Here is an 18941-nt window from a genome sequence, read left to right on the forward strand (position 1 = left end):
CCTACCTGCCCTCCAGGTCGTGCAGGGCGCGCTGGACGGCGCGCAGGTAGTCGGCGTGGCCGACCTCGAACCAGTGCCGGCTGCTGTCCTTGACCTGACCCGAGTAACGCTCGCCGGCGTGCGCCTCGACCTTCGCGGCGAAGGCCGCGGCCCGGTCCGGCCGGGTACGGCGCAGCCGCAGCAGCCGGGCGAAGAGCACCGTCTGCCAGTGCGAGAGCGTGAAGATGCCCGAGTCCGGCTGCACCAGGCCGGCCACCGCGAGGGTGGGATGGCCGGGCGCGAACGCGTTGAGCCACAGCGTCGGGCGACCGGCACCGCCGTCGTCACCGATGATCTTCGGGTCGAGGAACTCGAAGCGGGGCAGGTAGCCGGTGGCGAACACGACCAGCTCCGGGTCGACCTCCCGACCGTCGGAGAGTTCCACCGCGTACGGGTGGAAGCGGGCCACGTCCGGCACCGGGGTGATCTCGCCGTGCCCCACGTAGTACACGAGCTGGCTGTTGGCGATGGGGTGCGTCTCGTACACCCGGTGGTCCGGCTTGGGCAGGCCGAACCGGGTCAGGTCGCCGACGGTCAGCCGCAGCGTCCAGTGGTAGAGCCACTGCCGCACCCGCAGCGGGACCCGCAGCGCCAGCAGCGCGTCGTTGACCTGGTCGGCGGGGCGGCCGAGGACGTACTTCGGCGCGTACCAGTAGCCCCGCCGGGTCGAGTGCCAGCAGCGCGACGCCTGTTGGGCGGCCTCGACGGCGATGTCGCAGCCGGTGTTGCCGGCACCCACGACGAGCACCCGCTTGCCGCGCAGCTGGGCCGGGTCCTTGTAGGAGGAGGCGTGCATCACCTCGCCCCGGAACTCCTCCAGCCCCTCGTACCGGGGCAGCTTCGGCGACCAGTTGTGGCCGTTGGCGACCACCACCGCCGCGTACCGGGAGGTGCGCTCCGGGCCGTAGCCACCGGTGCTGCGGGTGGTGACGTCCCAGCGGTCGCCGGCCACCGGCTCCACCCGGACCACCTCGGTGCCGAACCAGATGTGCGCGCGCAGGTCGAAGTGGTCGGCGTACCGCTCGAAGTACGCCAGCAGCTGACTGTGGTGCGGGTAGTCCGGCCAGTCGTCCGGCATCGGGAAGTCGGGGAACTGGGTGAAGGGCCGGGACGAGATCAGGTGGGTGCTCCCGTACACCGGGCTCCGGTCGTGTCGCCAGTTCCACGCGCCGCCGACGCCGGTCTCCCGCTCGTAGCAGTCGACACCGAAGCCGTGCTCCTTGAGGTTCTTCACCGCGGTAAGCCCGCTGGCCCCGGCACCGATGACGCAGACGGTGTCGCCCCGGTCCGCGATCGGGCGTCCGTCGCCGGTGAGGGCGAGGGTGCTCGTCTCCAGGCCGGGCCGGCCGTGGTCGGGGGAGGTGGACACCGGTGAGTCTCCTTTTGTGCGGCACGAGTGCCGGTCGCGCAGCATCCTCTCCACATCGGAGCGGGATGTCCAGACCCGGCGGGGGCGGCGGGTCAGTGGTGGGCGGGCAGCAGCAGGTCCACCAGGACCGGAAAGTGGTCGCTGGCCCGGCGGGTCTGCGGCGTGTCCACCACGTCGTAGTCGACGACCCGGATCCGTGGATCGACGAAGAGCGCGTCGATGCGCCGGCTGGGGTTGGCGCAGGAGAAGGTGAGCCGGTCCGTCCGGTCCATCGCCTCGGCGGCGTCGGTGAGCCCGGAGGCCACCGCCGCCCACGCCGGCCCGTCGGGCCCCTCGTTGAGGTCGGCCCCGGCGATCACCGGCAGCGTCGCCGCGTCCAGCTCCCGCTTGAAGAGCGCGGCCTGGCCCGGCCGTTCGGCCGGGTCGGTGGACAGGTGGGACCCGGCCAGGGTGAACCGGGCGCCCCCGCCGACCACGCAGTCCGCGTACGCCGCGCCGCGCAGGTGCCGGCCCGGGGTCAGCGGGAAGCGCTGGCACCGGGTGGCCGTGACCCGGACCCGCAGGCTGGTCAGCAGGACGTTGCCCAGCGACGGCAGGCCGCCCGCGGCGACCACCAGCCCGAAGGACTCGGCCAGCGCCGCGGCCTTCTGCCGCCACAGGAACCGGCGGGGCCCCTCCTGCACGATGACCACGTCCGGCGCGGCCGCGCGGACCACCGTCGCCAGTGCGGCGGTGTCGTCCCGCTGGCTGTGGATGTTGTACGAGACGACGCGCAGCGGCACGCCGTCGGTGTGCTCCGCCATGCTCTACAGCCGACGGGCCAGGTCGGCGGCGCCGATGACGCCGGCGGTGTTGCCCAGCTCGGCTGGACGGATCTCGGCCACCGGCAACCGGCTGCGCTGGGCCAGCGCGTCGGTGAAGGAGCGGCGGGTCGGGCCCATGAGCAGGTCCCCCGCGTCGATGACGCCGCCGCCGACCACGAGCACCTGCGGGTCGAGGATCTGCGCCATGTCCGCGAGGCTGGTGCCCAGCCAGCGGCCGACCTGCGCGAACGCCTCGGCGGAGACCGGGTCGCCCCCCTGCGCGGCGGCGGTCACCATGGGGCCGGTGATCGCCTCGGCCTCGCCGCCGGCCAGCTCCAGCAGGGCGACGGCGCGGTGCGGCTCCTGCCGGGCGGCGGCCCGCGCGAAGCGGACCAGGGCGCTGCCGCTGGCGTACTGCTCGATGCAGCCGAGCCGCCCGCAACCGCACTGGTGCCCGTCCGGCACGGTCAGCATGTGACCCAGCTCGGCGGCGATGCCGTTGGCGCCGCGGACCAGCTCGCCGCCGAGGACGATGCCGCCCCCCACACCGGTGCCGATGGTGAACATGATCATCGAGTCGTCGGCGTCCCGCGCGGCACCGTGGCGGAACTCGGCCCACGCGGCGACGTTCCCGTCGTTCTCCACGATCACCGGCAGGCCGACGGCGGCGCTGACGTACTCCCGCAGGGGCTCGTCCCGCCAGGCGAGGTTCGGGGCGAAGAGCACGGTGGAACGGCTCGCGTCGATCCAGCCGGCCGCGCCGATACCGACGGCGTTGACGCTGTGGCCGGCGGCCAGCTCGCTGACCAGTTCGATGATGACGTCGCGGGTCTTGGCCACGTCGTCGGCGGGAGTGTCCCGTCGGGCCTGCACGAGGACCGCGCCGGTCTCGTCCACGACACCGCCGGCGACCTTCGTGCCACCGACGTCGACTCCGATGGTCAGCGTCACCGCCGCCACTCCCCTCTGCTGTGCTGTCCGACGTCCGGCCGAACCGGCCGTGGATGGACGTCGGATTGTCCGGTGGTCAGGCTCCGTCGCCCGGTGCGTCCCCGTCCGCGCCGCCCGGCGCTCGCGAGGCGGGCACCACGGGACGGTCGGCCGCCGGCCGGACCTGGGCCGGGGCGACCGGCCCGGCGTCGTCGACGGGCGGGGCGGCGGCGGTCGGTGCGACCGGTTCCTCCGCCCGTGTGGCGGCGGACCAGACATCCCGCTCCGGCGCCGACGGAGAATCATGCCCGCTACGGGTGGCCTCGCGCCACACGTGATCGTCGGCGCCGCCCCCACCACCGGCCGGCTCGGGGCTCACCGGCCCGTCCTCCGGGCGGTGCGGCTGCTCCGCCGGGGCGAATGCCCGCAGCAGGCTGGCCACTCCGGCGGCCAGATCGCCCGCTCCGGTGGCCAGCCGCTCGGCGAATTCCGGACTCGGGTCGCGGAGGGCCGCCATCGCACGGCAGACCGGACAGACGGTGCATTCCGCCGCGCCGGTGGCGAAACCGCTCGCGGACCCGGCCGCTGACCCACCCGGGTTGGCACTGTGACCGAGGACACCCGCCACGATCCCACCGAGCGGACCCCACGGGCCGGCGCCCGGACCGGCCGCGGCCAGTCGAGCCGATGCCAGCAGGGTGGCGACGAGCCGCTCCGCTTCTTCCCGGGCCGAACCCGGATCCGTTGCCCCCATGGTCGGCTCCTCTACCGTGGCGTCCGCGCCGCGGGCCGCGTCACGACGTCGCACCGGGTGCTTCTACCCGGCGCTTGAGCTGCTTCAACGCGGTATCCATGATCATTTTCTCGGCCTTCCGGCGGAACATGCCGAGCATCCCCACCGACAGCTCGACCTCCAGCGTGTACGTCACCGTCGTGGTGCCGTCCGGGTTCGCCTCCAGGTCGTACGAACCCTGCTGGGAGCGCTGCATCTTCGAGGGCGCGACCAGGTGCCACTCGATCCGGGAGAGGTCCTCGGCGTACGCGTAGGCCAGCACGTACTCGTCGGCCATCACGCCGGCGTCGATGGTGAACCGGACCTGGCTGGCGTAGCCGTCCTCGTACTCCTCGACCACCTCCACCCGTTGCACCGCGTCGGTCCACTCCGGGTAGCTCGGGAAGTCGCAGATGACCGCCGCCACCCGTTCCGGTGGCGCGCCGATGACGATCGACTGGGTGGAGGTGTCCGCCATGGGGGGAGGCTACCCGGCGGGCCGCACGCCCGTGCCGCGCCGCCCCCGGCACGCCGGTTCCACCTCCGGCCGCACCGTCGGGCGAGCCCACCCGGGCGCCACCGGGCAACCTGCCTCTTCGCCCCGCCGGAGCGGACGGGTAGGTTTCGACAGAGCCGACCCCTGCCAGGTGGCGGCCGGCCCGGTCAGTCGTGAGCACGAGGAGTGCAGGTGCGCGAGTTCTCCGTCCCGCCGATCGTCACCGTCGGCGACGCGGCCAACCTCACCGACCCCGTCTGGGACAACGCCGAGGTCGCCCCGGACGCGGTGCAGTTCGTCCGCCCGGACGCCGACGGACGTCCCACGGTCGAGGTCACCTGCTCGCAGTTCCGCGACGAGGTCGTCGCGGTGGCCCGCGGGCTGGTCGCCGCCGGTGTGCAGCCCGGCGCGCGGGTGGCGCTGATGAGCCGCACCCGCTACGAGTGGACCCTGCTCGACTACGCGATCTGGGCGGCCGGCGCGGTGACCGTGCCGATCTACGAGACGTCCAGCGCCGAGCAGGCCGCCTGGATCCTCGCCGACTCCGGCGCGGTGGCCTGCGTCGTCGAGACCACCGCCCACGCCACCCTGGTCGCCGGTGTCCGGGACCGGCTCGGCGACCTGGAGCACGTCTGGCAGATCGAACTCGGCGCCGTGGACGAACTCGTCGCGGCCGGCGCGGCCGTCGAGCCGGCGGAGATCGAGCGGCGGCGCAAGGACGTCCACGCGGGCGACATCGCCACCATCATCTACACCAGCGGCACCACCGGCCGCCCCAAGGGCTGCGTGCTGACCCACCGCAACATGTACGCCGACATCGCCAACGCGGTGCCGGTGCTGCCGAACCTCTTCGGCGAGGGCGCCTCGACCCTGCTGTTCCTGCCGCTGGCGCACGCCTTCGCCCGGCTCATCCAGATCGGCGTCGTGCACGCCCGGGCCACCATGGCGCACTGCTCGGACACCAAGAACCTGGTCGCCGAGCTGCAGGAGTTCCGGCCGACCTTCGTGCTCTCGGTGCCCCGGGTCTTCGAGAAGGTCTACAACGGCGCGAAGCAGAAGGCCGAGGCCGCCGGCAAGGGGAAGATCTTCGCCCGCGCCGAGGCGGTCGCCATCGCGTACAGCGAGGCCCTGGAGACCCCGACCGGCCCCGGCCTGGCGCTGCGCGCGCAGCACGCGCTCTTCGACAGGCTGGTCTACCGCAAGCTGCGCGCGGCGCTCGGCGGCCGCTGCCGCGACGCCATCTCCGGCGGCGCGCCGCTCGGCGCCCGTCTGGGGCACTTCTTCCGGGGCATCGGGGTGACGATCTGCGAGGGCTACGGGCTCACCGAGACCTCCCCTGCCGCCGCGGCGAACCTGCCCACCGGCACCCGCATCGGCACCGTCGGCCGGCCGCTGCCCGGCGTGACCATCCGGATCGACGACGACGGCGAGATCCTCATCGCCGGTGACCTGATCTTCCAGGGTTACTGGCGCAACGAGGCGGCCACCGCCGAGGCGATCACCAGCGACGGCTGGTTCCGCACCGGCGACCTGGGGCACCTCGACGACGACGGCTTCCTCAGCATCACCGGCCGCAAGAAGGAGATCATCGTGACGGCCGGCGGCAAGAACGTCGCCCCGGCCGTGCTGGAGGACCAGGTCCGGGCCCACCCGCTAGTCAGTCAGTGCGTGGTCGTCGGCGACCGGCAGCCGTTCATCGCCGCGCTGGTCACCGTGGACGAGGAGGCGCTGCCGACGTGGCTGGAGTCCGCCGGCCTGCCGGCGGGCACGGTGATCGACCAGCTGCGCGACCACGAGGGGTTGCGCGCCGAGATCCAGCTGGCGATCGACGCCGCCAACCAGGCGGTCTCCAAGGCCGAGGCGATCAAGGTGTTCCGGATCCTGCCGCAGGACTTCACCGAGGCGACCGGCGAGCTGACCCCGTCGCTCAAGGTCAAGCGGCAGGTCGTGCACAAGACGTACGCGGCGGAGATCGCCGACATCTACCGAGGCTGACTACGATCCGTCACGTGACCGCCTCGACGCCCACCCGGCCACGCCCGCATCCCCTCGCCACCGCCGCGCGCGTGGTCATGCTGGCGCTGGTCGCCGTCCTGACCCTGTTCGCCACCCACGACGTCACCCAGCTGTGGTGGATCGCCCTGCTGGGGGTGGCGGGCCTGCCCGCCCTCCTGGCACCCGAGCATCCGGTGTTCGGCCCGCTCAGCCGGATCGCCGAGGTGGTCGTGCTCGGGCTCGCCGCCAGCCAGGTGGCGGCCGTCGCCACCATCGGCGGCGAGATCGGCGGCCTCGGAGCCTCGGCGGTGCTGCCGTACCTGGCGGTGCCGGTGACGGTCACCGCGTTGCGCCGCCGGTTCCGCGAGGGCGCGGCGCTGCTCGCGGTCACCGGGGCCACCCTGCTGGTGGCGGGAGCGCTCACCGAGGTCGGCGGCGAACGGCAGCTCGCCGAGATCGGCTACCTGGCCGTGTGCGCCCAGTGGTTGATCCTCGCCGGCCTCGGTCTCTACGCCGCCGGCACCCTGCACCGGGTGATGCAGGCGCGCGGCGACGGCAAGCCCCAGCCGTACGCCGAGGCGACCCGGCTGCTCACCCAGCTGCGCACGGTCGCCCGCCAACTGCCCGGCGCCACCCTCGACCCGGGCGGCATCTCCGAGCACCTCCTGGAGGAGCTGCGCACCGTCGCGCCGACCGACCGCGGGGCCGTGCTGTCGGCCAGCGGCGGTGGCCGGCTGGTCGTGCTCGCTCAGATCGGCGCGGACCGGGTGGACTGGGAGACCACGCTCGACGCGGACTCGGCGATCGCCGACGCCTGGGCCAGCCAGCAGCCGCAGACCGCCGCCCGGTCGCAGTCCCGCACGCACCGCGGCAGCGACGTGTCGGCGCTGATCGTGCCGCTGGTCGCCGGCGTCCGCACGGTCGGCCTGGTGGTGCTGGAGGCGGACACGGCGCAGGCGTACCCGCCGCCGGTGGTGTCCCGGGTGACCGGCCTGACCAGCCCGGCGGCGCTGCGGCTGGAGGCGGCGCTGCTCTTCGACGAGGTGCGCTCACTGGCCACCAACGAGGAGCGGCAGCGGCTGGCCCGGGAGATCCACGACGGGGTCGCCCAGGAGCTGGTGATGGTCGGCTACGGCATCGACAACGCGCTGGCCACCGTGCACTCCGACGCCGCCGAGACCGAGGAGTCGCTGCGCCTGCTGCGCCAGGAGGTCACGCGGGTGATCCAGGAGCTGCGGTTGAGCCTCTTCGAGCTGCGCAGCGAGGTGGACCGGCACGGCGGCCTGGCCGCCGCCATCGCCGAGTACGCGCGCACCGTCGGCGCCTCCGGCGGCCTGCGGGTGCACCTGTCCCTGGACGAGTCCACCGCCCGGCTGCCCGCCGCCACCGAGGCGGAACTCCTGCGGATCGCGCAGGAGGCGGTGACCAACGCGCGCAAGCACGCGGGGGCGTCGAACCTCTGGGTCACCTGTGAGGTGGACCCCCCGTACGCCCAGATCAAAGTGTCGGATGACGGTCACGGGATGGGTGACCAGCGGCCGGACGGGCACTACGGTCTTGCGATCATGGCGGAGAGGGCGGAACGTATCCGGGGCCGGTTGGAGATCAGGCCGCGGCGCCCGAGCGGCACGACCGTGGCGGTGGTGGTCGGTTCCTCACCCCGGCGCGATAGCCTGCGCGGTAGCGCAGATGCAGCAGAAGGGGAGTAACTCGAGGATGACCACAAGCCCGACACCGGCCACCCGTACCAAGGTCCTCCTTGTCGACGATCACGACCTGATCCGCAAGGGGCTGCGGCACGCGTTCGAGCGTGACCGGCAGTTCGAGGTCGTCGGCGAGGCGGCAACCGCGGCGGAGGGCGTACGCCAGGCCGGTGCGCTCCAGCCGGATGTGGTGATCATGGATCTGCGGCTGCCCGACGGCAGTGGCCTGGAGGCCACCCGGGCGCTGCGCAAGTCCAGCGCCTCGATGGGCATCGTCGTGCTCACCATGTACGCCGGCGACGACCAGCTCTTCGGCGCGTTGGAGGCCGGGGCGAGCGCCTTCGTGCCGAAGACCGCGCCGGCCGACGAGGTGGTGGCCGCCGCGCGGCACGCCGCCTCCTCCCCGAGCGCCTTCACGGCGGCGGACCTGGCCGAGGCGATGAAGCGCCGGCTCGCGCCGTCCGGCCCGCAGCTGTCCCCGCGCGAGGGGCAGGTGCTGCGGCTGCTGGCCGACGGCATGAGCGTGGCCGGCATCGCCAAGCAGCTCTTCGTCAGCGAGTCCACCGCCAAGACACACATCTCGAAGCTCTACGAGAAGCTCGGCGCGGCCAACCGGGCGCAGGCGCTGATGACGGCGCTGCGGCTGGGCCTCCTCGAGGCGCCGGACGCCCCGAAGTTCTGACCGCACGTGGACGGGCCATCCCGGCCCACCACGGCTTTCGCCGACCGCGCCCGCCGACCGAGCGGGCGCGGTCGCGTTTCATCGACCGGCGTACGTGACGGACGCGGAGGCACGCTATGGTCTCCCGGGCAACGCGGCTTCCGCGTCGGGCGAAGGGGTGAGGGACATGCAGCGTCCGGACTGGGCACCCGACGGCATCGACATCGAGCGCCCCAGCGTCGCCCGGATGTACGACTACTACCTCGGCGGCTCGCACAACTTCGCGGCGGACCGGGCGGCGGCCCAGGCCATGGTCGCCGCGGTGCCGGAGGCGCCCCTGATGGCCCAGGCCAACCGGGCCTTCCTGCGCCGGGCCGTGCAGTTCCTCGCCGATCAGGGGGTGCGCCAGTTCCTGGACATCGGATCGGGCATCCCCACCGTCGGAAACGTGCACGAGATCGCCCAGCGCGCCACGCCCGACGCCCGGGTCGTCTACGTCGACGTCGACCCGGTCGCGGTGGCGCACAGCCGGGAACTGCTCGACGGCGACGACCGGACCACCGTCGTCCAGGAGGACCTGCGCCACGCCGAGCGCATCCTCGCCCACCCGGAGGTACGCCGGCTGATCGACTTCGACCAGCCGGTGGCGGTGCTCGTCGTGGCGGTGCTGCACTTCGTCTCCGACGACGACCGGCCGGCGGAGCTGCTGCGTACGCTCCGGACCGCCCTGGCGCCGGGGAGCTGGCTGGTGCTCTCCCAGGCCAGCGCCGACGGACGCCCGGAGTCGGAACGGGCCGAGGCCGAGCGGGTCTACCGCCGCACCGACAATCCGCTGTGGATCCGCAGCCGCCGTGAGCTGACCGCGTTGTTCGACGGCTTCGAGCTGGTCGAGCCCGGCGTGGTGTGGGTGCCGCAGTGGCGCCCGGAGTCCACGGACGCCGCCGAGGACGCGGAGCGGTCCGCCTTCATCGGCGGCGTCGGGCGGCTCGATGGGTGACCGGCCCGGGACGACGGTCGCCACGTCACCGGCCGCCCCCGCACGGGCGCCCTCCGGCGCGTGGACGTTCGCCCACGCCTGGGCCAAGGCGGTCGCCGGCACCAGCTACCTGCCGCAGACGCAGGAGCAGCTGGAGGCCCTGCTGCACGGTCTCACCGAACGCCTGGCGGCGGCGCTGCTGGCCGAGCCGTTCGACCTGCGGGCCGGCCAACGGGTCGGCGCCGAACTGGTGGCCGCGCACATCGCGTCCGCCGAGGGGTTGGGTCGCACCGTCGAGGTGCTGCAGCTGCGCCTGGTCCGCGACCTCGGGCTGGTCGCCGAAGACGCCGAGGACCGGATGGCCCGGCTGTTGGCGGCGGTGGCCACCGGGTACGCCCGCGCGTTGCGCGACCGGACGCTGGACGAGCAGGAGTCGATCCGGCGGGCGGCGATGACCGCGAGGTCTCAGGCGGAACGGGCGCTGCGCGACAGCGAGGCCCGCTTCCGCCACCAGGCCACCCACGACCCGCTGACCGGCCTGCCCAACCGGACGCTGTTCACCGAGCGGCTCGCCGCGGCGGTCAACGCACCGGGGCGGGGCGCGGACCGCGTCGGCCTGTGCTTCCTGGACCTGGACCGGTTCAAGGTGATCAACGACTCGCACGGGCACCAGGTCGGCGACGCCCTGCTCCGCGCGGTCGGCGACCGGCTCCACCGGGCGCTCGACGGGCACCTGGTGGCCCGGCTGGGCGGGGACGAGTTCGTGGTGCTGGTGGAGCGCAGCGCGGGCACCCGCGACATGATCGAGGTGGCCGAGGCGGCCCTGGCCGCCGTGCGGGAGCTGACCGTCGTCGACGCGCACGAGCTGACCGTCACGGCCAGCATCGGCATCGTCGAGCGGCAGGTCGCCGGCACGTCGCCGGGCGACCTGATGCGGGCCGCCGACAGCACGCTGCACTGGGCGAAGGCGGCCGGCGGAGGGCGCTGGGAGCTGTACGACGCCGACCGGGACCGCCGTGACCTGGCCCGGTACGCGCTGTCCGCCGCGATCCCCACGGCCCTCGACCGGGGCGAGTTCTACCTGGACTACCAGCCGCTGACGTCGCTGAGCGACGGGCGGGTGATCGGTGTCGAGGCGCTGGTCCGGTGGCGGCATCCCGAGCGGGGCGTCCTGCGGCCGGACAGCTTCATCGCGCTGGCCGAGGAGACCGGCCTCATCGTGCCGCTCGGCGGCTGGGTGCTGGCCGAGGCGTGCCGAGCGGCGGGCGGCTGGTCGACGGCGGGAGCGCCCGCGCCGTTCGTCAGCGTCAACCTGGCCGTCCGGCAGGTGCACCGTCCCGGTCTCGTGCAGGAGGTCCGCACGCTGCTGGCCAGCACCGGCCTGCCGCCGGAACGGCTCCAGTTGGAGATCACCGAGAGCACCATGATGAGCACCGCGGCGGAGCCGGTCCGTGCCCTGCGCATGCTGGCCGACCTCGGCGTACGGATCGCCATCGACGACTTCGGCACCGGCTACTGCAACCTCGCGTACCTGCGGGACCTGCCGGTGACCGAGTTGAAGGTGGCCGGGGAGTTCGTGGCCGGCCTGCGGTCGCCGGAGACCCGGGCGGACGAGCGCATCCTGGCCTCACTGGTGTCGCTGGCGCACGCGCTGGACCTGACCGTCACCGCCGAGGGCGTGGAGACCGCCGGGCAGGCCGAACGGCTGCGGGCGATCGGCTGCGACGCCGGCCAGGGCTGGTACTTCGGGCGGCCGGGACCGGCCGAGGGCTGCCTCGCCGGGCCGTCCGCGCCGTCCACCGCGGCCGGCGCCGAGCAGGCCGCCTCAGCCGGGTAGCGACGGCCCGGCGGCGGTACGCCGTGGCGCGCGGCCCGGCGCCGGCAGCTGACCCTCGTCGCCGTCGAGGTATGTCAGCACCGCCAGCACCCGGCGGTTGTCGTCCTCCGACGGCGGCATCCGCAGCTTGCTGAAGATGTTGTTGATGTGCTTGCTGACCGCCTTCTCGGTGACGAAGAGCCGAGCGGCGATCGCCGCGTTGGACCGCCCCTCGGCCATCAGGCCCAGCACCTCCCGCTCGCGGGCGGTCAACTCCCGCAGCGGTTCCGCCCCGGACCGGCTGGCCAGCAGCTGGGCGACCACCTCCGGGTCCATCACCGTGCCACCGCCGGCCACCCGGCGTACCGCGTCGACGAACTGGGCCACGTTGGAGACCCGGTCCTTGAGCAGGTAGCCGACGCCACCGGCGCGGTCGGAGAGCAGCTCCCGGGCGTAGAGCTGCTCGACGTGCTGGGAGAGCACCAGGATCGGCAGGCCGGGGACCTCGGCGCGGGCTGCGATGGCCGCCTGCAGCCCCTCGTCGGTGAAGGTCGGCGGCAGCCGCACGTCGAGCACCGCCACGTCCGGGCGGTGGGTGAGCAGGGCGGACAGCACCGACGGTCCGTTGTCGACGGCCGCGACCACCTCGAAGCCGAACGCGTCGAGGATCCGGATCAGCCCTTCCCGGAGGAGGGCGAGGTCTTCGGCGATGACAACGCGCACGGCAGCTCCATGGTCACGACTGTGGGCCCGCCGAGCGGACTGGTCACCTCCATCGTTCCATCGAGGGCCGCGAGCCGTCGTCTCATCCCGGCCAGTCCACTGCCCGCCGCGGGGTCGGCACCGCCGCGGCCGTCGTCCCCCACCACGACGGCCAGTCGACCGTCGCCGTAGCTCAGGTGGATCCAGGCGCGCGCGGCGTGACTGTGCTTGGTGACGTTCGCCAGCCCCTCGGCCACCGCGAAGTACGCCGCGGACTCCACCGGCGCCACCGGACGGCCCGGCAGGTCGACCTCGACCTCCACGGGCAGCGGCACGGCCAGCGCGAGGGCCCGGACCGCGCCGTCCAGGCCACGCTCGGCGAGCACCGGCGGGTGGATGCCACGCACCAGGTCCCGCAGCTCGACCAGAGCCTGACCGCTGGTCTCCCGCGCCTCGGCCAGCAGCTTCGCGACCGCGGCCGGGTCCCGCTCCAGCATCTGCTCGGCCAGGCCGATGCTCATGCTCAACGCGACCAGCCGGGCCTGCGCACCGTCATGCAGGTCCCGCTCGATGCGGCGCAGCTCGGCCGCCTGGGCGTCGACGCTGTCGGCCCGGGTGACGGTGAGCTGGTGGACCCGCAGCGCCAGCTCCGCCGCCCGGGTGGGGGCCAGGAAGAGCCGGGCGAAGCGCAGGTGCAGCGAGACCAGCCAGGGGGCGACGGCCAGGCCACCGAGCAGCAGCAGCCAGCCCTGCGGCAGCGCGGCCAGCGCCTGCGCCAGGTTGGTCATGGGCCAGAACACGCCGTAGCCGTAGGAGTCGGCGACGACGTAGAGCAGCAGCGGCACCCCGAGTGAGCCCTCCAGGCCGTACAGCGGCAGGGCGAACGCCAGCAGACACGCCGCGCCGGTGACCGCGCCGGGGACCAGCCAGGCGACGTCCCGCCAGGTGGCCGGGTCGCCCACCACCCATCGGAACCGCCGCCAGGTGCCCCACGGTGCGCCCTCCGGCAGCGGCCGGTACGGCGTGGCGATGGGTACGCCGCCCCACCGGCCGAGCCGGCGCTGCAACCCGGTCGACAGCCGCACCATCGCCGTCACCATCGGGAACAGCGCGAAGCCGATGCCGAAGACGGGGATGAGCAGCAGCGACACCAGCGACAGCACGAACAGCGCCAGGTTGGTGGTCAGGGAGAGCACGGCGACGGCCAGGCCCTGCAGCGCGGCGGCCGCGCCAGGCCGGACCGTGTCGCGGGCGAACTCTCGTACGGGGCTGTCCACGGTGTCCATTGTCGGGCAGGACCGGCCCCGGGTTCGGTGGTGCTGGCACCACCGGCCTCGGGGACGTGGCACTCCTGTCCGCGCGCCCGCCACCCAGTTGGATCGAGGGCAGGAAGCAGCGCCGGCGCGGGTACGCGGTCCGCCTGGTTCCGGACCCGCCCGTCAGACCCCGATCCGCGGAGGAACTCGACATGTCCCGGCACCGACTGGCCGGTCTGCCGTCCGGCCGACGCAGCAAGTACGCCCTGATCGTCTTCTGGTTGCTCCTCGTCGCGGTGGCCGGCCCGCTCTCCGTCAAGCTGGGCGAGGTGCAGGACAACGACACGCTCGGCCTGCTGCCCGCCGGCGTGGAGAGCAGCCGCGCCGCGGAGCGGGCCGAGGCGGCCTTCCCGGACTCGACGAAGCCCGTGGCGATCGCCGTCTACGTCCGCGACAGCGGCCTCACCGACGCCGACCGCGCCCGGGCCGAGGCCGACCGTGCCGTCTTCGCCCGGTACGCCGACGGCGGCGCCGTGTCGCCCCCGGTGCCCAGCGAGGACGGGAAGGCGCTGCTGGTGTCCTTCCCGGTCGCCGGGGACGACACCCGGCGCTCGGAGGCGGTGACCGACGTCAAGGAGCGCCTCGCCCTCGACCAGCCGGCCGGCCTGCGCACCGCGTTGACCGGCGACGCGGCGGCGGAGAGCGACGTCATGGACGCGTTCGCCGGGATGGACGTCACCCTGTTGCTGGCGACCGCCGCCACCGTCGCGCTGCTGCTGCTGGTCACCTACCGCAGCCCGGTGCTCTGGCTGATCCCGCTGCTCACCGTCGGCGTCGCCAACCAGTTCGCCGGCGGCGTCGTGTACCTGATGGCGAGGTACGGCGGGGTGACCGTCGACTTCCAGAGCCAGACCATCCTCACGGTGCTGGTCTTCGGCGTCGGCGTGGACTACGCCCTGCTGCTGATCGCCCGGTACCGCGAGGAACTGCGCCGGCACGCCGACCGGCACGAGGCGATGCGGGTGGCGCTGCGCCGCTCGTTCGGCGCGATCTGCGCCTCGGCGGCGACCGTCGCGATCGGACTGCTCTGCCTGCTCGCCGCCGAGCTGCCGTCCACCCGTGGCCTGGGCCCGGTCGGCGCGGTCGGCATCGGCGCGGCCCTGCTCGCGATGACCACCCTGCTGCCGGCGGTGCTCGTCCTGTGCGGCCGGTGGCTCTTCTGGCCGTTCGTGCCGCGCTACACGTCGACCACCGCCACCGCCACCGCCACCGCCACCGCCGACGTCTCCGCCGACCACCGGCTCTGGCGCCGGATCGCGGCGCTGGTCGGGGCCCGTCCCCGCGCGGTCTGGATCGGCACCGCCGCGGCGCTCGTCGCGCTGACCTTCGGCATCGGCAACCTCAGCGTCGGCCTTCCCGCCGAGGAGTCCTTCACCTCGGAGGTCGGCTCGGTGACCGGCCAGCGGCTGATCGCCGCGCACTACCCGAGCGGTGCCGCGTCGCCGGCGGAGATCCTGGCCACCGCCGGCACGGCCGAGCAGGTGACCGCCGCCGCCCGGGCGGTCCCCGGCGTCGCCCGGGTCGACGCGCCGGAGCGCTCGCCGGACGGCGCCTGGGTACGGGTACCGGCGGTGCTGGCCGACACGCCGGACAGCGACGCCGCCATGGAGACCGTGCAGCGGCTGCGCACGGCGGTGCACGAGGTGCCCGGCGCCCGGGCGCTGGTCGGCGGCGGGACCGCGGTGCTGGTGGACCAGGAGCGCGTCGTCGGCCGCGACAACCGGGTGGTCGTCCCGCTGATCCTCGCCGTCGTCGTCGTCATCCTGGTGCTCCTGCTGCGGGCGCTGGTCGCGCCGCTGCTCCTGCTGGTGAGCGTGGTCCTGTCGTACGCCGCCGCGATGGGGGCGGCCGGCTTCATCCTGGACGCGCTGGGCTACACCAAGCTGTTCGTGGGCATCCCCCTGCAGGCGTTCCTGTTCCTCGTCGCCCTCGGCGTCGACTACACGATCTTCCTGATGACGCGGGCCCGGGAGGAGGCGGCGCAACGGGGCCACCGGCCGGGGATCCTGCGGGCGCTGACCGTCACCGGTGGTGTCATCACCAGCGCCGGCGTCGTGCTGGCCGCCACGTTCGCCGCGCTGGGCGTGCTGCCGCTGGTGCCGTCGATGCAGACCGGGGTGATCGTGGCCGTCGGCATCCTGCTCGACACGCTGCTGATCCGCAGCCTGCTCGTCCCGGCACTGGCGCTCGACCTGGGTGCCCGCACCTGGTGGCCGGGGAAGCTGTCCGGGCGGACCACCGCGGCTCTCCCGGTCCCGCCGCAGGAGCGGATCGCCGCCGGCGCCTGAGCGCCGGCGCACCGTCCGCCGGACGGGGCGGGCCGGGCCGAGCCGCCTGGTCCGCCCTGTTCCGCGTGCGGACTCCGTTGTCAGCCGGCGAGCAGGGCGCCCATCCGCTGGGCCTGGGTCTCCCAGCGCCACTCGCGCTCGACCCACGCCCGCCCGGCCGCGCCCAGGTGACGGGCGAGGTCCCGGTCGGCGAGGAGCGTCGCCACCCGATCGGCGAGAGCAGCCACGTCCCGGCCCGGCACGACGTAGCCGGTCTCCCCCTCGCGGACCGCGTCCGGGGCGCCACCGGAGTCGCCGGCCACCACCGGCAGGCCGGTCGCCGACGCCTCCAGGTAGACGATGCCCAGCCCCTCCACGTCCAGACCGCGGTTGCGGGTGCGGCAGGGCATCGCGTACACGTCGCCCGCCGCGTAGTGGGCGGGCAGCTCGGCGGTCGGCACCGAGCCGGTGAAGACCACGTCCCGTTCCACGCCGGCCTGCCGGGCCAGCTTCCCCAGTGCGGCCCGGTAGGGGCCACCGCCGACGATGAGCAGCGCCGCGTCGGGCACCCGACGGCGGATCTCCGGCATCGCGCGGATCAGCATGTCCTGCCCCTTGCGCGGCACCAGGCGGGACACGCAGACCACCACCGGCCGGTCGGCCAGCCCGAGCCGTACCCGGACCGGCTCACCGTCCACCGACGGGTGGTAGGTCTCGGTGTCCACGCCGGGCGCGAGCCGGTGCAGCTCGGTCACGCCGTGCAGCGCCCGCTCCAGCCGTACCCGGGTGTACTCGCCGAGGTAGGTGGTCACGTCCACGCCGCGCCCGATGCGACGCAGCGCACGCCGGGCGCCCGGCAGCGCGGCCCAGCCGACCTCGTGTCCGTGGGTCTGGGCGACGACCCGACGGATGCCGGCCCGCCGGCGCAGACCTGCCGCGAGCAGCCCGAGCGGCGCCGCGGCGCCGAACCACACCGTGTCGCAGTCGTACGCGCGGGCCAGTCGGGCCGCCCGCCGCGCCACCAGCGGGGTCGGCAGCAGCACCTTCGTCCGCTCGCGGACCACCTCGAAGGGCTGGTCCGCGTCGAACTTCTCCGCGCCCCGCCACGACGAGGCGTAGACGACCACGGACCCGGCGGGCTGGCGGAGGGCCAGGTTGTGCACGAAGGACTGGATCCCGCCGGGTCGCGGCGGGAAGTCGTTCGTCACGAGCAGTGTCCGGCTCACCGGCCGTCCCCTCTGGCGTAGGCGCGCGCGGCGGCGATCCGCTCGACGGTGGACGGATGGCTGGCGGAGTAGAGGTACTCCCAGCGGGGCGGATCGGGGTCGGCGAGGTTGATCCCGGCGAGCCGGCGCTGCATCGCCTCGAAGGCGGCGGGGTCGCCGGTGAGCGCGAGGGCGTGCGCGTCGGCACGCGCCTCCACCCGGCGGGACATCAGCGCCTGCACCGGCGCGGAGACCAGCCCGGCGATCACGACCAGGGCGAGCAGGAGCGGGAACGCGCGAGGCTGGGCGACGGAGTCGACGCCGGCCAGCCGCAGCAGCGGGCCGGACGAGCCGAGCAGGTAGAGCGCGACGACGGCCGCGGCGGCGCCGAGCGCCCCGGTCAGGGTGCCGACGGCGACGTCCCGGTCCTTCGCGTGGCCCAGCTCGTGCGCCACCACGGCGGTGACCTCGGCGGGGGTGGCCTCGCGCAGCAGCGTGTCGTAGACGACCACCCGCCGGGTCGGCCCCAGGCCCGAGACGTACGCGTTGACCGCCCGCGTGCGGCGCGACGCGTCGGCCACCAGCACGTCCCGCACCGGTACGCCGTCCCGGGCGGCCATCGCCGTCAGCTCACTGCGCAACGGCCCCGGCTCCATCGGGGTGAACCGGTTGAAGACCGGTTCCACGAGCACCGGCAGCACGAAGGAGAGCACGACGACCAGGCCAGCCGCTCCGGCGGCCCCGAACGCCCACCACCAGCGCGGCGCGAGCCGGATGACGGTGTAGAAGCCGAGCAGCGCGACCGCGCCGATGACCGCGCTGACGGCGTACGACTTGAGCAGGTCGACGGCCCATCCGCCCCAGCCGTTGGTGCTCAGCCCGTAGCGGGTGAGCACCGACTGCCGCCAGGCGGCGAACGGGAGGGTCACCAGGTCGGCGACGAGCACCACGGCGAGGCCGCCGAGCACCGCCTGGGCCGCCCAGTGCCCCCCGAGGGGACGCCCGGCCAGCTCGACGAGGCGGCTGCCCAGCGGGGTCAGGCCGAGCGCGAGCGCCACCAGCAGACCGACCACGAGGGACGCCCAGGTGCCGGGGCGCAGCGCGGCGCGGAACTCCCGGCCCCGCCCGACCTCGTCGGTGGGGAGGTCACGCAACGCGGCGAGCTGGTCGGCGCGGGGGGCCGGTGGCCGGCTCCACGGGATCAGCAGGGCCGCCGCGACGGCCAGGGCGACGACCAGCCCGGCCAGGGTCAGCACCGCCCAGCCGCGCGGGCTCACCGGGGCGCCCCGCACGCGCCGGCGGCCGACGCGGGCCCTCCGGCCATCCGTCGTACCCCGGTCATCCCCGCTCCTCCCGCCTGGCGGGCCCATCGTAGTGCGACCGCCGGTCACGCCGGCCACGAGCCGGGTGCTCCGGTCCTGCCGGCCACGAGCCGGGTGCTCCGGTCACGCCGCCCGGTGGTGGCGGCCGGTGCTCCGGGCGGGCGCGCGTGGCGCGGGAAGCACCTCCACGTCGAAGCCGGCCCGGGCGAACACCTCGATCGCACGCGCTTCGGCGTCACCGAGACCCGCCGTCGGGGAGGTCGCGTCGAGCAGGGCGGTCACCAGGCAGCCGGAACAGCCGTCGCCCCGGATACCGCACCGGTCGCAGTCGATGAGCATCTCGCCCCCTCGGAAGCGCTGGCGGCGATCGGGAGGTGAGCGCGTCGCCACCCGACCACCGTCGGTCACGTCGAACGCTAACGGCGAGGTACGACAGAACCGGACAGGAGCACCGGATCACCGATCAGGGCTCAATCCAGATCTTGGTGAGATGTGGCCCCTCCAGGGGCCATTTCCCACCAAGATCCCCCGGGACACGACAGGCCGGGCGCGCCGAACCGCGCGCGTAC

Annotated in this window: 16 protein-coding genes; 6 read left to right on the plus strand and 10 right to left on the minus strand. The window is 74.3% G+C overall.

From position 1 onward, the window contains the following. Nucleotide 1 precedes the first annotated feature (1 nt). The 5 genes from ACTMSW_RS05235 to ACTMSW_RS05255 all read right to left on the minus strand — a co-directional run bounded on the left by ACTMSW_RS05235 (nucleotide 2) and on the right by ACTMSW_RS05255 (nucleotide 4391). On the minus strand, nucleotides 2-1408 hold the full coding sequence (locus ACTMSW_RS05235; RefSeq protein ID WP_441179280.1) for a flavin-containing monooxygenase: 1407 nt from the start codon (nucleotides 1406-1408) through the stop codon (nucleotides 2-4). Nucleotides 1409-1500: 92 nt separating this feature from the next. Continuing rightward, nucleotides 1501-2211, minus strand: coding sequence for an endonuclease/exonuclease/phosphatase family protein (locus tag ACTMSW_RS05240; protein WP_441179281.1), 711 nt, complete (start codon nucleotides 2209-2211; stop codon nucleotides 1501-1503). A 3-nt stretch (nucleotides 2212-2214) separates the two neighbouring features. Then, a complete protein-coding gene (locus tag ACTMSW_RS05245) occupies nucleotides 2215-3162 on the minus strand; it encodes an ROK family glucokinase (protein ID WP_441179282.1) in 948 nt (315 codons plus the stop codon). A 76-nt stretch (nucleotides 3163-3238) separates the two neighbouring features. Beyond that, on the minus strand, nucleotides 3239-3895 hold the full coding sequence (locus tag ACTMSW_RS05250; RefSeq protein ID WP_441179283.1) for a hypothetical protein: 657 nt from the start codon (nucleotides 3893-3895) through the stop codon (nucleotides 3239-3241). 40 nt (nucleotides 3896-3935) lie between these two features. Further along, the gene (locus ACTMSW_RS05255) at nucleotides 3936-4391 is read right to left on the minus strand and encodes an SRPBCC family protein (protein WP_441179284.1); all 456 of its coding nucleotides are present in this window, start codon (nucleotides 4389-4391) and stop codon (nucleotides 3936-3938) included. Nucleotides 4392-4601: 210 nt separating this feature from the next. On the opposite strand from ACTMSW_RS05255, the gene ACTMSW_RS05260 reads away from it, so the two are divergent. The 5 genes from ACTMSW_RS05260 (at nucleotide 4602) to ACTMSW_RS05280 (ending at nucleotide 11581) form a co-directional block, all read left to right on the plus strand. After that, on the plus strand, nucleotides 4602-6404 hold the full coding sequence (locus ACTMSW_RS05260) for an AMP-dependent synthetase/ligase (protein WP_441179285.1): 1803 nt from the start codon (nucleotides 4602-4604) through the stop codon (nucleotides 6402-6404). A gap of 14 nt (nucleotides 6405-6418) precedes the next feature. Then, nucleotides 6419-8113, plus strand: coding sequence for a sensor histidine kinase (locus ACTMSW_RS05265; protein WP_441179286.1), 1695 nt, complete (start codon nucleotides 6419-6421; stop codon nucleotides 8111-8113). Between the two features lie 7 nt (nucleotides 8114-8120). Further along, a complete protein-coding gene (locus ACTMSW_RS05270) occupies nucleotides 8121-8789 on the plus strand; it encodes a response regulator transcription factor (RefSeq protein ID WP_007072219.1) in 669 nt (222 codons plus the stop codon). A gap of 166 nt (nucleotides 8790-8955) precedes the next feature. Next, nucleotides 8956-9765, plus strand: coding sequence for an SAM-dependent methyltransferase (locus ACTMSW_RS05275; RefSeq protein WP_441179287.1), 810 nt, complete (start codon nucleotides 8956-8958; stop codon nucleotides 9763-9765). Further along, complete coding sequence (locus tag ACTMSW_RS05280; protein ID WP_441179288.1) at nucleotides 9758-11581, plus strand: putative bifunctional diguanylate cyclase/phosphodiesterase; 1824 nt, start codon at nucleotides 9758-9760, stop codon at nucleotides 11579-11581. Before ACTMSW_RS05275 ends, ACTMSW_RS05280 begins: the two co-directional genes overlap by 8 nt. Here the strand turns inward: ACTMSW_RS05280 and ACTMSW_RS05285 are convergent. Then, nucleotides 11570-12283 (minus strand): LuxR C-terminal-related transcriptional regulator, encoded by a 714-nt coding sequence (locus ACTMSW_RS05285; protein WP_441179289.1) that lies wholly within the window; start codon nucleotides 12281-12283, stop codon nucleotides 11570-11572. The two genes, ACTMSW_RS05280 and ACTMSW_RS05285, sit on opposite strands and share 12 nt — an antisense overlap. Then, on the minus strand, nucleotides 12235-13539 hold the full coding sequence (locus tag ACTMSW_RS05290) for a histidine kinase (RefSeq protein WP_441179290.1): 1305 nt from the start codon (nucleotides 13537-13539) through the stop codon (nucleotides 12235-12237). The genes ACTMSW_RS05285 and ACTMSW_RS05290 overlap by 49 nt, the downstream gene beginning before the upstream one ends. 191 nt (nucleotides 13540-13730) lie before the next feature. On the opposite strand from ACTMSW_RS05290, the gene ACTMSW_RS05295 reads away from it, so the two are divergent. Continuing rightward, complete coding sequence (locus tag ACTMSW_RS05295) at nucleotides 13731-15866, plus strand: MMPL family transporter (RefSeq protein WP_441179291.1); 2136 nt, start codon at nucleotides 13731-13733, stop codon at nucleotides 15864-15866. Nucleotides 15867-15946: 80 nt separating this feature from the next. Here ACTMSW_RS05295 and ACTMSW_RS05300 read toward each other — a convergent pair whose 3' ends face one another. The 3 genes from ACTMSW_RS05300 to ACTMSW_RS05310 all read right to left on the minus strand — a co-directional run bounded on the left by ACTMSW_RS05300 (nucleotide 15947) and on the right by ACTMSW_RS05310 (nucleotide 18711). After that, nucleotides 15947-17071 (minus strand): glycosyltransferase family 4 protein, encoded by a 1125-nt coding sequence (locus ACTMSW_RS05300; RefSeq protein WP_441179292.1) that lies wholly within the window; start codon nucleotides 17069-17071, stop codon nucleotides 15947-15949. After that, nucleotides 17068-18327, minus strand: a complete 1260-nt coding sequence (locus ACTMSW_RS05305) for a M48 family metallopeptidase (protein ID WP_441179293.1) — start codon at nucleotides 18325-18327, stop codon at nucleotides 17068-17070. Before ACTMSW_RS05305 ends, ACTMSW_RS05300 begins: the two co-directional genes overlap by 4 nt. Nucleotides 18328-18495: 168 nt before the next feature. Then, nucleotides 18496-18711 carry a hypothetical protein gene (locus ACTMSW_RS05310; RefSeq protein ID WP_441179294.1) on the minus strand — a complete coding sequence of 72 codons (216 nt, stop codon included), beginning with the start codon at nucleotides 18709-18711 and terminating at the stop codon, nucleotides 18496-18498. Between the last annotated feature and the right edge of the window lie 230 nt (nucleotides 18712-18941).

It is taken from the genome of Micromonospora sp. BQ11, from assembly GCF_052068135.1.
Classification (GTDB): Bacteria; Actinomycetota; Actinomycetes; order Mycobacteriales; family Micromonosporaceae; genus Micromonospora.

Bases quoted from the DNA above. Each gene is read 5' to 3' on its own strand.
- ACTMSW_RS05280 (WP_441179288.1), top strand. From the start codon at position 9,758: ATGGGTGACCGGCCCGGGACGACGGTCGCCACGTCACCGGCCGCCCCC.
- ACTMSW_RS05295 (WP_441179291.1), top strand. From the start codon at position 13,731: ATGTCCCGGCACCGACTGGCCGGTCTGCCGTCCGGCCGACGCAGCAAG.
- ACTMSW_RS05250 (WP_441179283.1), bottom strand. From the start codon at position 3,895: ATGGGGGCAACGGATCCGGGTTCGGCCCGGGAAGAAGCGGAGCGGCTC.
- ACTMSW_RS05310 (WP_441179294.1), bottom strand. From the start codon at position 18,711: ATGCTCATCGACTGCGACCGGTGCGGTATCCGGGGCGACGGCTGTTCC.
- ACTMSW_RS05255 (WP_441179284.1), bottom strand. From the start codon at position 4,391: ATGGCGGACACCTCCACCCAGTCGATCGTCATCGGCGCGCCACCGGAA.
- ACTMSW_RS05270 (WP_007072219.1), top strand. From the start codon at position 8,121: ATGACCACAAGCCCGACACCGGCCACCCGTACCAAGGTCCTCCTTGTC.
- ACTMSW_RS05275 (WP_441179287.1), top strand. From the start codon at position 8,956: ATGCAGCGTCCGGACTGGGCACCCGACGGCATCGACATCGAGCGCCCC.
- ACTMSW_RS05240 (WP_441179281.1), bottom strand. From the start codon at position 2,211: ATGGCGGAGCACACCGACGGCGTGCCGCTGCGCGTCGTCTCGTACAAC.